The sequence below is a fragment of the Stutzerimonas kunmingensis genome (assembly GCF_900114065.1).
Taxonomy (GTDB): domain Bacteria; phylum Pseudomonadota; class Gammaproteobacteria; order Pseudomonadales; family Pseudomonadaceae; genus Stutzerimonas; species Stutzerimonas kunmingensis.
The window spans coordinates 150,788-164,226 of the sequence record NZ_FORS01000003.1 but is presented as its reverse complement, the minus strand read 5'-3'; the positions used below and the strand labels follow the sequence as shown (position 1 = coordinate 164,226).

The window sequence follows — 13,439 nt, the reverse complement described above, 5'->3', positions numbered from 1 at the left end:
TGCAGGCACGGGGCTATACTCGGCACTTTTCAGATCGTTCATCTACAAGGACTCGTCCATGAAATCGCTCGGCAAAATCCTGGGTCTGGTCTTTCTCGGGCTGTTGCTGATCGTCGTGGCGGCGGGCTTCGCCCTGACCCACCTATTCGATCCCAACGACTACAAGGACGAGATCCGCGACCTGGCACGCAGCAAGGCCGGCCTCGAACTGGACATCAAAGGCGACATCGGCTGGAGCCTGTTCCCCTGGCTCGGCCTGGAGCTGCACGAGACCACCCTGGCCAGCGCACAGACCCCCGAGCAGCCATTCGCCGACCTGCGCATGCTCGGCCTGTCGGTGCGGGTGATGCCGCTGCTGAGCCGCGAAGTGCAGATGAGCGACATCACCGTCAACGGCCTCAATCTGACCCTGAGCCGTGACGAACAGGGCCGCGGCAACTGGGAGGGCGTCGGTCAGCCGGCCAGGCAGGCCGAACAACCCACGCCAGCCGCCGAGGCCAGCGAACCACCGGCCGAACCGGATGCAACCCCCGCTTCGCGCAGCAAGTCACTGACCCTGGACATCGACAGCCTGACCGTCAGCGATGCCCGCGTTACCTACAGCGACGCCAAGACCGGCCAGCAGTACAGCGCCGAAAGCATCGAGCTCACGACCGGCGCGATCCGCGAAGGTAGCCCGATCCCGCTCAAGCTCAACGCCTTCTTCGGCAGCAACAAGCCGGTGATGCGCGCGCGCACCGAACTGCAGGGCGCGCTGCGTTTCGACAACCAGCTCAAGCGCTACCAGTTCGAAGACATGCGCCTGTCCGGCGAAGCTTCCGGCGAGCCGCTGCAAGGGCAGACACTGACCTTCAGCGCCCAGGGCCAGCTGCTGGTCGATCTCGCCGCGCAGATCGCCGAATGGAACAGCCTCAAGTTCACCGCCAACCAACTGCGCGGGCTGGGCGAGCTGAAGGCACGCGATCTGGACAAGGAACCGAAGATCAGCGGCGCGCTGAGCGTCGCGCAGTTCAACCTGCGTGAATTCCTTCAGGGCACCGGCCAGCAGCTGCCGGCCATGGCTGACGCTGCCGCACTGAGCAAGGCCGAACTGGTCAGTCGCCTGAGCGGTACGCCGAACAGCCTGGCGCTGGAAGAACTGACCCTGAAGCTCGACGACAGCACCTTCACCGGCCGCCTCGCCGTCAGTGACTTCTCCCGCCAGGCGCTGCGTGTCGACCTCAAGGGCGACCGCTTCAATCTGGATCGCTACCTGCCGCCGCCGAGCGAGGAGCAGGCGGCCGAGGCAGCGCGCAAGAGCGAGGTCAAGAGCACCCAGGCCAGCGCAATCGGCAGCGGCACCACACCACTGCCCAACGCGCCGACCCAGCAGGCCTGGAGCGAAGCTTCGGTGTTGCCGCTGGATCAGCTGCGCAAGCTCGACACCGAGGTCAGCCTGGCCATCGGCAGCCTGACCGCAATGAAGATCCCGCTGGACGGCTTCAACCTCAAGGCTCGTACCCGCAACGGCCTGCTGACCCTTCAGGAAGTGCGCGGCGGGCTGTATGGCGGACGCCTGGATGGCTCGGCCAGCCTCGACGTACGCCCGGCACTGCCATTGCTGACCGTGCAGAACCGTTTCAATGGCGTACCGGTCGAGCGCCTGCTGGAAAGCCAGGGCGAGGACGTCGTGGTCAAGGGGCTGCTCAACCTGGATGCCGACCTGCGCACCCAGGGCAACAGCGAGAAGGCCTGGATCGACAACCTCAACGGCAAGGTCGGCTTCATCATCGACAACGGCGTGCTGGTCGATGCCAACCTCGAGCAGCAGCTGTGCCGCGCCATCGCCACGCTCAATCGCAAGCCGCTCGCCAGCGACCCACGCAGCAAGGACACGCCGTTCCGCGAACTCAAAGGCAACCTGACGCTGCGCAACGGCGTGGCCAGCAACCCCGACCTCAAGGCCAGCATTCCGGGCCTGACCGTCAACGGTAACGGCGATGTCGATCTGCGCGTGCTGGGCATGGACTACCGCGTCGGCATCGTCATCGAAGGCGACAAGGGCGCCATGCCGGACCCGGCCTGCCAGGTCAACGAGCGCTACGTCGGCATCGAATGGCCGCTGCGCTGCCGCGGCCCGCTGGAGCTGGGCGCCAAGGCCTGCCGCTTCGACAACGACGCCCTGGGCAAGGTCGCAGCACGGCTGGCCGGCGAGAAGCTCAACGAAAAGATCGAAGAGAAGCTCGGCGACAAGGTCAGCCCCGAGCTCAAGGACGCGCTCAAAGGCCTGTTCAACCGATGAGCCCCGAGCAGTTCGGCGCGGCGGTCCTCGACTGGTTCGACCGCCACGGCCGCAAGGATCTGCCCTGGCAGCAGAACATCACGCCGTACCGGGTGTGGGTGTCGGAGATCATGCTGCAGCAGACCCAGGTCAGCACCGTGCTCGGTTACTTCGACCGCTTCATGGAGGCGCTGCCCAGCGTCGTGGCGCTCGCCGCCGCCGAGGAAGATGAGGTGCTGCACCTGTGGACCGGGCTCGGCTACTACAGTCGCGCACGCAATCTGCACAAGACCGCGAAACTCATCGTGGCCGAATACGGCGGCGTGTTTCCGGCGGATGTCGACCAGCTCGCCGAATTACCGGGCATCGGCCGCTCCACGGCCGGCGCCATCGCCAGCATCAGCCTGGGCCTGCGCGCGCCGATCCTCGACGGCAACGTCAAGCGCGTGCTAGCCCGCTACGTTGCGCAGGACGGCTATCCCGGCGAGCCGAAGGTGGCCCGCCAGCTGTGGGAGGTGGCCGAACGTTTCACCCCGCAGCAGCGCGTCAACCATTACACCCAGGCGATGATGGATCTCGGCGCCACGCTGTGCACCCGCAGCCGCCCGAGCTGCCTGCTCTGCCCGCTCAAGGACGGCTGCCGCGCCCATCTGCTCGGGCGCGAAACCGACTTCCCGGTGCCCAAGCCACGCAAGGCGCTGCCGCAGAAACGCACACTGATGCCGCTACTGGCCAATCGCGACGGTGCCATCCTGCTCTATCGGCGCCCGTCGACGGGCCTGTGGGGCGGGCTCTGGAGCCTGCCGGAACTGGACGACCTCGCCGCCCTCGACCCATTGGCCGCGAGGCATGCCCTGCAGCTCGAGGAGCGCCGCGAGCTGCAGGGGCTGACCCACACCTTCAGCCATTTCCAGCTGGCCATCGAGCCCTGGCTGATCAGGGTCAAGTCCGCGCCCGACGCCGTGGCCGAGGCCGACTGGCTCTGGTATAACCTCGCCACCCCGCCGCGCCTCGGCCTTGCCGCGCCAGTAAAGACACTGCTCAAGCGCGCCGCCGTTGAATTGAATGCAGGAGAAACCTCATGACCCGCACCGTGAACTGCCGCAAGTACAACGAAGAACTCCCCGGCCTCGAGCGCCCGCCGTTTCCAGGCCAGAAAGGCGAGGACATCTACAACAACATTTCCAAACAGGCCTGGGACGACTGGCAGAAGCACCAGACCATGCTGATCAACGAACGCCGACTGAACATGATGAACGCCGAAGACCGCAAGTTCCTTCAGGGCGAGATGGACAAGTTCTTCTCCGGCGAAGATTACGCCAAGGCCGAAGGCTACGTGCCGCCGAGCGAATGACCGTCGGCTGCGCTAAGCGCCCGTCCGGATTAAATATTTTTCCGGACCACGCTTGACAGGCAAAAGCCAAATCCGTCTAATAGCGCCCCGTTGCCCAGGTAGCTCAGTCGGTAGAGCAGGGGATTGAAAATCCCCGTGTCGGCGGTTCGATTCCGTCCCTGGGCACCACTAATACCGAAAAACCCCAAGCGAAATTAACCTCCTTGGGGTTTTTTATTGCCTGCGATTTGTGCCAGCGGCGCGCTGCGCTCCAGCCCCGCCTTCCGGAATGGCTTGACGGCATTCACACGGAAGCATCCTCCCAGCATCGCTGGCATCCTGTGATCTTCCGCAAGCCGCTCACCGGCTGAAGCTCGGATACCGAGCGGCAGCCACGCCACGCCACGCGGGACAACCGCAAGCCACGCATGCCCGGCCAGGCCTTATCACTTCATCGCTCCGACTTCATTCTGCGCTAGGCTGATGCTAACGGAGCGGGCCTGAGCGGGATGTTGCCCGGCCGCGTCGAACTGCCAAGGAATGCTGCACAGCGCAAGGAGCCGAACGGTGCAAGGAGCCGAACGGTGCACAGGATTCTCTCGATTCTGCTGATATGGCTGTTGTCGAACGCCGCCCCGGCCGGCGCGGCGCAGTGGCGTTTCGTGACCGAAGACTTCCCGCCGTTCACCTATCCGGCTGACGCCCCGGCCAGCGAAACCGCAGGCGTTGGTGCGGCCGGCCCGTTTGTAGAGGTGGTACATGCGATCTGCGCACGCTTGCAGCACCAATGCACGATCACCCTGTATCCCTGGCAGCGCGCATTCCGCCTAGCCGAACAGGGGCAGGTGGACGGAATATTCACACTGACACCTTCACCGCAGCGCGAGCAGATGTTCCACATCAGCCGGATGCTGGTCACTTCTCGCTACAGTGTTTTCGCCCAGGCCGAGAGCAGCTTCGTCTTCAACCAACCAGGTGATGTGGCGGGCCGGCTGGTTGGCGTCTATGGCCCATCCGGCACCTCTTACGTGCTGTCCGAGCGCCTCAAGTCGGTGCCCGACGTACGCCTGCACCTGACTACCGACAATCGCCGACTGCTGCGCATGCTGCAGTCCGGGCGCTTCGGTGTGGACGGCCTGGCGGTGCTCAATCAGGATGTTGCCTGGCACCTGATCGAGGAAGAGCGACTTGCCGATGTGCGCGAGGCTGGCGAAATGGGCCCGATCAGCTATGGCATCGGTCTTTCGCGCAAGACGGTGAGCGCGGCACAGTTCGAAGCGTTCGAGCAGGCGCTGGACGCGGCAATAGCCGATGGCACGGTGCCGAAGATCCTGCGCCGGCACCAACTCGAAGCCGCCTTCTGAGCGTTACGCGCGCCATGGCAAGGCGGCGGTTCGGCGTATTTCTCGCCATGCGTGATCGGCCGCCATTTCGCCAACGCTGACGGTTCATCTGAGACCTGGCGCCGATCAGGGCAGCGACCAGCCTGTTACCCTCGCCCGCCCCGAACCGCATGGATGCCCTCATGCTGCGCTACCTGCTTGCCGCCCTGCTCATAACTGCCATGCCTGCCTCTGCCGAATCGTTCGACTGCCGGGTGATCGGCATCGCCGATGGCAACACCTTCAGCTGCCGGACCAACGTGGGTGAACGGTTCAGGGTCCGGCTGGCGGAAATCGACACCCCGGAGCTCAAGCAACCCTACGGCAGCCAGGCCCGGCAAGCGCTCTCCGACCACATCTTCGGTAAGAACGTGACGCTCGTAGTCAAGGGCCGCGATGACCTGGGACGGACCCTGGCGCGAGTCGGCGTTGGCAACATCGACGTCAATTCGGAGATGGTCAGGTCTGGCACGGCCTGGGCGTATCGCGGTCACCTTGACGACCGCTCGCTGCTCGATCTGGAGGCGGTCGCCCGCGAGTTCCGGCGCGGCCTGTGGTCATTGCACAAGACCGAACAGCAACCGCCATGGGAATGGCGCGCGCAGATGCGCAAGAGCCGCTAGCCCGGGGGGCTCGCATCGATCGACGCCACTCGCCAGGAAGTCCGGCCTGCTGCGCTGGCTACCCTGATTCGGGGGTCGCGCCGCGGACGGCGACACGCTAGCCTGCAAGGGCGTGGAGCGTATTGCCGCTCTGCCGATCGCCTGGAGCTTGCAGCATGCCCTCTCGATGGATTGCGATAGTCGTCGGCCTGGCACTCATGGGCAATTGCCAAGCCGATGAGCTGCGCTTCGTCACCGAGGACTTCCCGCCGTTCAGCTATGCCACGACGGCCACCGGCACCGAGGACCGTGCAGCCGGGCCTTTCGTCGAGATCGTTGCAGCCGTCTGCGCGCGACTTCGGATCGACTGTCCGGTGCAGCTGCTGCCCTGGCGACGCGCACTGGCGCTGGCCGAGGACGGTGAAGCGCAGGGGATCTTCACCGTGATCCGCTCACCGGATCGCGAGCGCGCGTTTCACCTCACTCGCATGCTGGTCACCTCCCGCTATGGGGTCTATGCGCGTTCGGCGAGCCGCTTCGTCTTCCATCGCCCCGAGGACCTGGCCGGACGCAGCGTCGCCGTGTACGGGCCCTCCGGAACCTCCTTCGTGCTCGGCCAGCATCTGGCCGAGGTCGGCGACGTGACGCTGATCCTGGAGGCGGATAACCGGCGGCTGCTGCGCATGCTGGAGGCCGGCAGGTTCGGCGAACAGGGCGTCGCCGTGGTCAATCAGGACGTCGCCTGGCACCTGATCGATCAGGAGGGGCATTCCGACATTCACGAGGCGGGTGAGCTGCAACGAGTTTCCTACGCGATCGGCCTTTCCCGCGCCGCGGTCAGCGAAGCCGAATTCGAACGTTTCAACGACGCGCTCGAAGCGCTGATCGCCGACGGCAGCGTTGCGGCCATTCTACGGCGCCATGGCCTGGAGCCCGCGTTCTAGCACCGGCGCTATAGATCAATCGACACCCAACCCATCTTTTCGCTGAATCATTCGGCGCTTCGGACCGTCTACCCCAGAGGCAGCGTTCGGGCTCTCCGGAGGTTTCGCCGCGTACATCCCGCTCATCACCCATTCGCAAAGGGAGGCTGACCGCCCATGGACGCCGCCAAGAAAATGCCCAAGGCCATCATCCTGTTCCCCGTGTTCATTCCAGCCGTGATCGTCACGCTGCTGCTGGTGATCGGGACCATCAGCAATCCGGAGCTGGCCGGTGAGGTGTTCAGCTCGACGCTGGCGTTCATCACGACCAACTTCGGCTGGTTCTACATGCTCTCGGTAGCCTTTTTCCTGGTGTTCATCGTCGGCATCGCGATGACGCCCTGGGGCAGCATCAAGCTGGGCCCGGACCACGCCGAGCCGCAGTACAGCTTCCCGGCCTGGTTCGCCATGCTCTTTTCCGCCGGCTACGGCATTGCCCTGCTGTTCTTCGGCGTGGCCGAACCCGTACTGCACTACGCCTCGCCGCCCGCCGGTGCGGGGGAAACCGTCGATGCGGCCAAGCAGGCCATGCAGATCGCCTTCTTCCACTGGGGCTTTCATATCTGGGCCATCTACGGACTGACCGGTCTGGTGCTGGCGTACTTCTCGTTCCGCCACGGCCTGCCGCTGTCGATGCGCTCGGCGCTGTACCCGATCATCGGCGAACGCATCTACGGGCCGATCGGCCATGTGGTGGATGTCTTCGCGATTCTCGGCACGCTGTTCGGCATCGCCACAACGCTGGGCCTGTCCGTCACCCAGATCAACGCGGGCATCAACTACCTCTGGCCGTCGATACCGATCAGCATCAACGTGCAGATCATCGCCATCGCGATCATCACCGGCCTGGCGATCTGCTCGGTGGTCGCCGGCCTCGACAAGGGCGTGAAAAACCTGTCGCTGTTGAACATGATCCTGGCGATCGGCCTGATGCTCTTCGTGTTTCTGGTCGGGCCTAGCATTTTCATCCTCGAAACGTTTCTGCAGAACACCGGCAGCTATCTGAACAACATCATCGAGCGCACCTTCAACCTGCAGGCCTACAGCCGCAGCGACTGGATCGGCAACTGGACGCTGTTCATCTTTGGATGGACCATCGCCTGGTCGCCCTTCGTCGGCCTGTTTATCGCCAAGATCAGCCGCGGCAGGACCATTCGCCAGTTCGTCTTCGGCGTGATGTTCGTGCCGACCATCTTCACCTTCCTCTGGTTTTCGGTATTCGGCGACACTGCGCTGCACATGATCATGGTCGAAGGCTACACCTCGCTGATCTCGGATGTGCAGGCGGACAACGCCATCGCGCTGTTCAAACTGTTCGAACTGCTACCGATGACGTCCATAGCCTCGTTCCTGGCGGTGGTTCTGATCATCACCTTCTTCGTTACCTCGTCGGACTCCGGCTCCCTGGTCATCGACTCGCTGGCCGCCGGCGGCGCGCTGCACACGCCGGTCTGGCAGCGTGTGTTCTGGGCCAGCATCGAGGGCGTAGTTGCGTCCGCCCTGCTCCTCGCCGGCGGCCTCAGCGCGCTGCAGACGATGACCATCGCCAGCGCGCTGCCCTTCGCAATCATCATGATGATCGCCGCGCTGGGCATGTGGCGCGCTCTGGTGATCGAAGGCCACCACGAAACCAGCCTGCAAAGCCACATGCAGGGCAGCCGGCTGGCGAGCAACGCCGGTCCCGGCCTGTGGAAGAAGCGCCTGGCGGGGATGGTCAGCTTTCCCAGCAGGGAAGAGGTCGACGACTTCATGAACACCACGGTGCTCAAGGCGATGCGCCGCGTGCAGCGCGAACTCAGTGGTCAGGAATGGGCTGCCGAAGTGCACACCGATGAAGCCCACTCGCGGCTCTACCTGGAGGTCATCAAGGACGACCAGGTGGACTTCATCTACGAGATCCGTGCGGTCGGTTACGCCATGCCGGCGTTCGCGCTGACCGAAGGGCCGGAGGCCGACGAGCAGTACTACCGTGCCGAGGTGTTCCTGCGCCGCGGCGGCCAGCATTACGACGTCTACGGATACGACCAGGCGGACATCATCAGCGACATACTCGACCAGTTCGAAAAGTACCTGCACTTCCTGCACATCTCGCCGGGCAGCTTGCCGTGGAAGATGGCCGAGCACGACGAAATGCTCTCCGACGACCAAAACACGCCCAAGCCGGAAGCGAGCTGAGACCGTGGCCGCTTCGGGCCGCACGGAAGCGGACCGAGCCTGCCGTTTACGCAAGGCACCGGAGTGTGCCTGCGCGTACAGCGCCGATTTCATCTATATAGATAGGGGCGCATCGGCGGGCAGCGAAACGTGACCGATTGGTCACACCGCTCAACGCCGCATCGCGCTTGGCGCATGCCGCATCGCATGCTAGGTTTGCGCCTCGCCAGGACGGCGAGCAGTTCGCGCGGAGCGCACCATCAGATATCTAGACCATGGCGGCCTTCGCCGGTCTGTAAGAGGACCCCTCATGGCCGAGGCCATCCCTGCACTGGAAATCCGCAACCTGCACAAGCGCTACGGCGATCTGGAAGTTCTCAAAGGCATTTCGCTGACCGCCCGCGATGGCGATGTGATTTCCATCCTCGGCTCTTCAGGCTCCGGAAAATCCACCTTTCTGCGCTGCATCAACCTGCTGGAAAACCCCCATGAGGGCGAGATTCTGGTGGCCGGCGAGCAGCTCAAGCTCAAGCGCGACAAGCAGGGCGACCTGGTCGCCGCCGACGGCAAGCAGCTCAATCGGATTCGCAGCGAACTGGGTTTCGTGTTCCAGAACTTCAACCTCTGGCCGCACATGACCATCCTCGACAACATCATCGAGGCACCGCGCCGCGTGCTCGGTCAGAGCAAGGCCGAAGCCACCGAGGTGGCAGAGGCGCTGTTGGCCAAGGTCGGTATCGCCGACAAGCGCCACGTCTATCCCAACCAGCTGTCCGGCGGTCAACAGCAGCGCGCGGCCATTGCGCGGACGCTGGCGATGCAGCCCAAGGTGATCCTGTTCGACGAGCCCACCTCGGCGCTCGATCCGGAAATGGTACAAGAAGTGCTTGCAGTGATCCGGTCGCTCGCCGAAGAAGGCCGCACCATGCTGCTCGTCACCCATGAGATGAATTTCGCCAAGCAGGTATCCAGCGAAGTGGTATTCCTCCACCAGGGTCTGGTCGAGGAGCAAGGAACGCCCGAGCAGGTATTTGACAATCCTCAATCGGCGCGCTGTAAACAATTCATGTCCAGCCATCGCTAATGGAGCAACACCGCATGAAGAGCTATAAGAAGATCCTGCTGACCGCTGCTGCATCGTTGATCATCGGCACCCAGGCATTCGCCGCGGAAAAACTACGGATTGGTACCGAAGGCGCCTACCCGCCCTTCAACCTGATCGATGCCAGCGGCAAGGTGGTCGGTTTCGACCTCGACATCGCCCACGCCCTCTGCGCCAAGATGCAAACCGAATGCGAAGTGGTCACCTCGGACTGGGACGGCATCATCCCGGCGCTGAATGCCGGCAAGTTCGACTTCCTTGCCGCCTCGATGTCGGTGACCGAAGAGCGCAAGAACGCCGTCGATTTCACCGACCACTACTACACCAACAAACTGCAGTTCGTGGCACCCAAGTCCACCGACTTCAAGACCGACAAGGACTATCTGGACGGCAAGGTCATCGGCGCCCAGCGCGCGACCATCGCCGGTACCTGGCTGGAAGACAACCTGGACGGTGTGGTCGACATCAAGCTCTACGACACCCAGGAAAACGCTTACCTGGACCTGGCCTCCGGCCGCGTCGACGGCATCCTGGCCGACACCTTCGTGCAGTGGGAATGGCTCAAGAGCGATGCTGGCAAGGGCTTCGAGTTCAAGGGCGAGCCGGTATTCGATGACGACAAGATCGCCATCGCCGTGCGCAAGGGCAACGACGAGCTGCGTGAGAAGCTGAACAAGGCGCTGGCCGAGATCATCGCTGACGGCACCTACAAGCAGATCAACGACAAGTACTTCCCGTTCAGCATTTACTGATCCAACCGAGCCGAAGCCCGGTCGCCTGAAACTGGCCGACCGGGCTTCGGTGTTTGAGTTTCTATGATTCCCGACCTTCACGGATTCGGTCCGGCGCTTATCGCCGGCACCTGGATGACCATCCAACTGGCCCTCACCTCCCTGGCGCTGGGGCTGGTGCTCGGTCTGCTCGGCGCTCTCGCCAAGACCTCGCCCTACAGCGCGCTGCGCTGGCTCGGCGGCACCTACTCGACCATCGTGCGCGGCGTACCCGAACTGCTCTGGGTGTTGCTGATCTATTTCGGCACCATCAGCCTGATTCGCGGCATCGGCGAGCTGTTCGGCATCGAGAACCTGGCCCTCAGCCCGTTCGCCGCCGGCACCATCGCCCTTGGTTTGTGCTTCGGCGCCTACGCCACCGAAGTTTTCCGCGGGGCGCTGCTGGCCATTCCCAAGGGACACCGTGAGGCTGGCCTGGCCCTGGGGCTGGGCAAGCGGCGGATCTTCACGCGGCTGATCCTGCCGCAGATGTGGCGCCTGGCGCTGCCGGGTCTGGGCAATCTGTTCATGATCCTGATGAAGGACACGGCACTGGTATCCGTCATCGGCCTGGAAGAGATCATGCGCCGCTCGCAGATCGCCGTGACCGCCAGCAAGGAGCCTTTCACCTTCTTCCTGGTCGCGGCCTTCATCTACCTGTGCCTGACCATCGTCGCCATGATCGGCATGCACTTCCTCGAAAAACGTGCCGGCCGCGGCTTCGTGCGGAGCGCAGCATGACCTGGGAAATATTCATCAAGTGGCTGCCGAGTTTCATCGAAGGCGCCTGGCTGACGCTGCAACTGGTCGGCGTTTCAGTCGTCGCCGGGCTGATCCTCGCCGTGCCGCTGGGCATTGCCCGCTCCTCCCGCCTGTTGGCCATACGCGCGCTGCCCTATGGCTACATCTTCTTCTTCCGTGGCACACCGCTGCTGGTGCAACTGTTTCTGGTCTACTACGGCATGGCGCAGTTCGAGGTGGTGCGCCAAAGCGCACTCTGGCCGTACCTGCGTGACCCGTACTGGTGCGCGATCATCACCATGACGCTGCACACCGCCGCCTATATCGCCGAGATCATCCGCGGCGCGATCCAGAACGTGCCGCCGGGTGAAGTCGAAGCCGCACGGGCGCTGGGCATGTCACGCGCGCAGGCGCTGCTGCACATCATCCTGCCGCGTGCAACACGCATCGGCCTGCCGGCCTACAGCAACGAAGTGATCCTGATGCTCAAGGCCAGCGCCCTGGCCAGCACCATCACGCTGCTGGAACTGACTGGCATGGCACGCAAGATCGCCGCGCGCACCTACCTGCATGAGGAAATGTTCCTCACCGCCGGCCTGATCTACCTGCTGATCGCCTTCATCCTGATGCAGGGCTTCAAGCTGCTGGAACGCTGGCTGCGGGTCGACGCCTGCCAGGGTCGCTGAACCGCGCTGGCTTCTAGGGTGGATCTCGCGTCGGCGATCCACCATGGCGATCCACCGAACGGAGCCACGTTGGATGTAAGCAACATTTACCCCACGCCCGGAGGCGGATGAAATCCCGCCTTGCGACCGTTGTCAGACGCAAACCCGAGCCCATCACGAGATTGCCCATGCCTGTCGATATCCAACGCATCGAAATGGACCAGCTCGCCGTCTGGCGAGTCCGCCGCGGCGAGGACGAACTGCTGATCGCCGAACAGGGCGCGCAGATCCTCAGCTATCGCCAGGGCGACGCACCACCGATCATCTGGCTCAGCGAAGAGGCAGCCTTCCACCAGGGTCAGTCGGTACGCGGCGGCGTGCCGATCTGCTGGCCGTGGTTCGGCGACCTGGCGCGCAACCCGCAGGCCGTGCAGGCGAGCTATCACGGCGAACAACCCGCACCTTTCCATGGCCTGGTACGCACGCTGCCCTGGCAGTTGCGCGAACAGCGCAGCGAAGACGACGTTGCCATTCTCGAACTCCATTGTCCGCAAGCAATCGGCGAACTACCGGGCTGGCCTCATCAGGTCGAACTGACTCTGCATGTGCGCCTCGCCGACGATCTCCAACTGACACTCAGCAGCCGCAACAACGGCAGCGTAGCCGTCAGCATCAGCCAAGCGCTCCACACCTACTTCGCTATCAGCGACATCCATCAGGTGCGTGTGGAGGGCCTCGCCGGCTGCCCGTACATCGACACCCTGCTGGACTGGAAAGAATGCCAGCAACAGGACGACCTGCATTTCAGCGGCGAAACCGATCGTGTCTACCAGCAGCTGCCGGCCACCTTGAATCTTGTCGATCCGGCGTGGCAGCGGCGCATCCGATTGACCACCAGCGGTTCGATGTCCGCCGTGTTGTGGAATCCGTGGATCGACAAGGCGCAGCGCCTGACGAGCTTCGCCGACGATGCCTGGCAGCGGATGCTGTGCATCGAGACGGCCAATGTGCTGGACGACGCGGTGGTGCTCCAGCCGGGTCAGCGCCACACCCTGGCTGTGTCCATATCGGCAACTTCCAGCGGCCTATAACATTAATCGCCCCCAATTCTGTGACCGGGTAGAAAGTTGCACGTAAGTATTCTCTTACAAGCAACCGGCATATTTCCTACGAAGTAACTTGTTATACAAGGGCAACTTAATCGCCCGTTTTGAATTAGTTCCGTCGCCAGCTGGTTAATATTCCCAGCTGCAACGGAGATCACACTTCTCGCCTTGAACGACACATACCCCCCGTCTAGGATGCCCACCCCATAAGGCCCTGTGCAATTTGTTGCGCAAGGACGGTGTGCAAGAAGTTGCGCACCCCTTTTCTCGGAAACATTCCGCTTTTGATATTGGCGGCATGTTTCAAAGTTCACGGATCGAACTTGAGCGTCACGGAAGAC

General features: G+C 63.3%; 12 protein-coding genes and 1 tRNA gene. All 13 read left to right on the top strand.

Annotated elements, in window-relative coordinates:
- Positions 1–58 precede the first annotated feature (58 nt).
- The 13 genes from BM275_RS08890 to BM275_RS08830 all read left to right on the top strand — a co-directional run bounded on the left by BM275_RS08890 (position 59) and on the right by BM275_RS08830 (position 13,083).
- Positions 59–2,281 (top strand): AsmA family protein, encoded by a 2,223-nt coding sequence (locus tag BM275_RS08890; protein ID WP_090520689.1) that lies wholly within the window; start codon positions 59–61, stop codon positions 2,279–2,281.
- Positions 2,278–3,345, top strand: coding sequence for an A/G-specific adenine glycosylase (gene mutY, locus BM275_RS08885; RefSeq protein ID WP_090520687.1), 1,068 nt, complete (start codon positions 2,278–2,280; stop codon positions 3,343–3,345). The genes BM275_RS08890 and mutY overlap by 4 nt, the downstream gene beginning before the upstream one ends.
- On the top strand, positions 3,342–3,614 hold the full coding sequence (locus BM275_RS08880) for an oxidative damage protection protein (RefSeq protein ID WP_003280779.1): 273 nt from the start codon (positions 3,342–3,344) through the stop codon (positions 3,612–3,614). Before mutY ends, BM275_RS08880 begins: the two co-directional genes overlap by 4 nt.
- Positions 3,615–3,706: 92 nt before the next feature.
- A tRNA-Phe gene (locus BM275_RS08875) sits at positions 3,707–3,782 on the top strand.
- Between the two features lie 395 nt (positions 3,783–4,177).
- Positions 4,178–4,957: a substrate-binding periplasmic protein gene (locus BM275_RS08870; protein WP_023444032.1), complete on the top strand. Its 780-nt coding sequence runs from the start codon at positions 4,178–4,180 to the stop codon at positions 4,955–4,957.
- Between the two features lie 161 nt (positions 4,958–5,118).
- Positions 5,119–5,598, top strand: coding sequence for a thermonuclease family protein (locus tag BM275_RS08865; protein WP_041015024.1), 480 nt, complete (start codon positions 5,119–5,121; stop codon positions 5,596–5,598).
- A 155-nt stretch (positions 5,599–5,753) separates the two neighbouring features.
- Positions 5,754–6,521: a substrate-binding periplasmic protein gene (locus tag BM275_RS08860; protein WP_041015023.1), complete on the top strand. Its 768-nt coding sequence runs from the start codon at positions 5,754–5,756 to the stop codon at positions 6,519–6,521.
- Positions 6,522–6,677: 156 nt separating this feature from the next.
- The gene (locus BM275_RS08855; RefSeq protein WP_041015022.1) at positions 6,678–8,735 is read left to right on the top strand and encodes a BCCT family transporter; all 2,058 of its coding nucleotides are present in this window, start codon (positions 6,678–6,680) and stop codon (positions 8,733–8,735) included.
- Positions 8,736–9,024: 289 nt separating this feature from the next.
- Positions 9,025–9,798 (top strand): ABC transporter ATP-binding protein, encoded by a 774-nt coding sequence (locus BM275_RS08850; protein ID WP_003281313.1) that lies wholly within the window; start codon positions 9,025–9,027, stop codon positions 9,796–9,798.
- A gap of 14 nt (positions 9,799–9,812) precedes the next feature.
- The gene (locus BM275_RS08845) at positions 9,813–10,568 is read left to right on the top strand and encodes an ABC transporter substrate-binding protein (RefSeq protein WP_023444040.1); all 756 of its coding nucleotides are present in this window, start codon (positions 9,813–9,815) and stop codon (positions 10,566–10,568) included.
- 63 nt (positions 10,569–10,631) lie between these two features.
- A complete protein-coding gene (locus tag BM275_RS08840; protein ID WP_041015021.1) occupies positions 10,632–11,327 on the top strand; it encodes an ABC transporter permease in 696 nt (231 codons plus the stop codon).
- Positions 11,324–12,013, top strand: a complete 690-nt coding sequence (locus BM275_RS08835) for an ABC transporter permease (RefSeq protein WP_014818613.1) — start codon at positions 11,324–11,326, stop codon at positions 12,011–12,013. Before BM275_RS08840 ends, BM275_RS08835 begins: the two co-directional genes overlap by 4 nt.
- Before the next feature lie 167 nt (positions 12,014–12,180).
- On the top strand, positions 12,181–13,083 hold the full coding sequence (locus BM275_RS08830; RefSeq protein ID WP_041015020.1) for a D-hexose-6-phosphate mutarotase: 903 nt from the start codon (positions 12,181–12,183) through the stop codon (positions 13,081–13,083).
- Positions 13,084–13,439: the final 356 nt, after the last annotated feature.

What these genes read in the sequence shown, in the direction of transcription:
- BM275_RS08850 (WP_003281313.1), top strand. Translation starts at nt 9,025, where the DNA reads ATGGCCGAGGCCATCCCTGCACTGGAAATCCGCAACCTGCACAAGCGC.
- mutY (WP_090520687.1), top strand. Translation starts at nt 2,278, where the DNA reads ATGAGCCCCGAGCAGTTCGGCGCGGCGGTCCTCGACTGGTTCGACCGC.
- BM275_RS08865 (WP_041015024.1), top strand. Translation starts at nt 5,119, where the DNA reads ATGCTGCGCTACCTGCTTGCCGCCCTGCTCATAACTGCCATGCCTGCC.
- BM275_RS08860 (WP_041015023.1), top strand. Translation starts at nt 5,754, where the DNA reads ATGCCCTCTCGATGGATTGCGATAGTCGTCGGCCTGGCACTCATGGGC.
- BM275_RS08845 (WP_023444040.1), top strand. Translation starts at nt 9,813, where the DNA reads ATGAAGAGCTATAAGAAGATCCTGCTGACCGCTGCTGCATCGTTGATC.
- BM275_RS08840 (WP_041015021.1), top strand. Translation starts at nt 10,632, where the DNA reads ATGATTCCCGACCTTCACGGATTCGGTCCGGCGCTTATCGCCGGCACC.
- BM275_RS08890 (WP_090520689.1), top strand. Translation starts at nt 59, where the DNA reads ATGAAATCGCTCGGCAAAATCCTGGGTCTGGTCTTTCTCGGGCTGTTG.
- BM275_RS08830 (WP_041015020.1), top strand. Translation starts at nt 12,181, where the DNA reads ATGCCTGTCGATATCCAACGCATCGAAATGGACCAGCTCGCCGTCTGG.
- BM275_RS08835 (WP_014818613.1), top strand. Translation starts at nt 11,324, where the DNA reads ATGACCTGGGAAATATTCATCAAGTGGCTGCCGAGTTTCATCGAAGGC.
- BM275_RS08880 (WP_003280779.1), top strand. Translation starts at nt 3,342, where the DNA reads ATGACCCGCACCGTGAACTGCCGCAAGTACAACGAAGAACTCCCCGGC.
- BM275_RS08855 (WP_041015022.1), top strand. Translation starts at nt 6,678, where the DNA reads ATGGACGCCGCCAAGAAAATGCCCAAGGCCATCATCCTGTTCCCCGTG.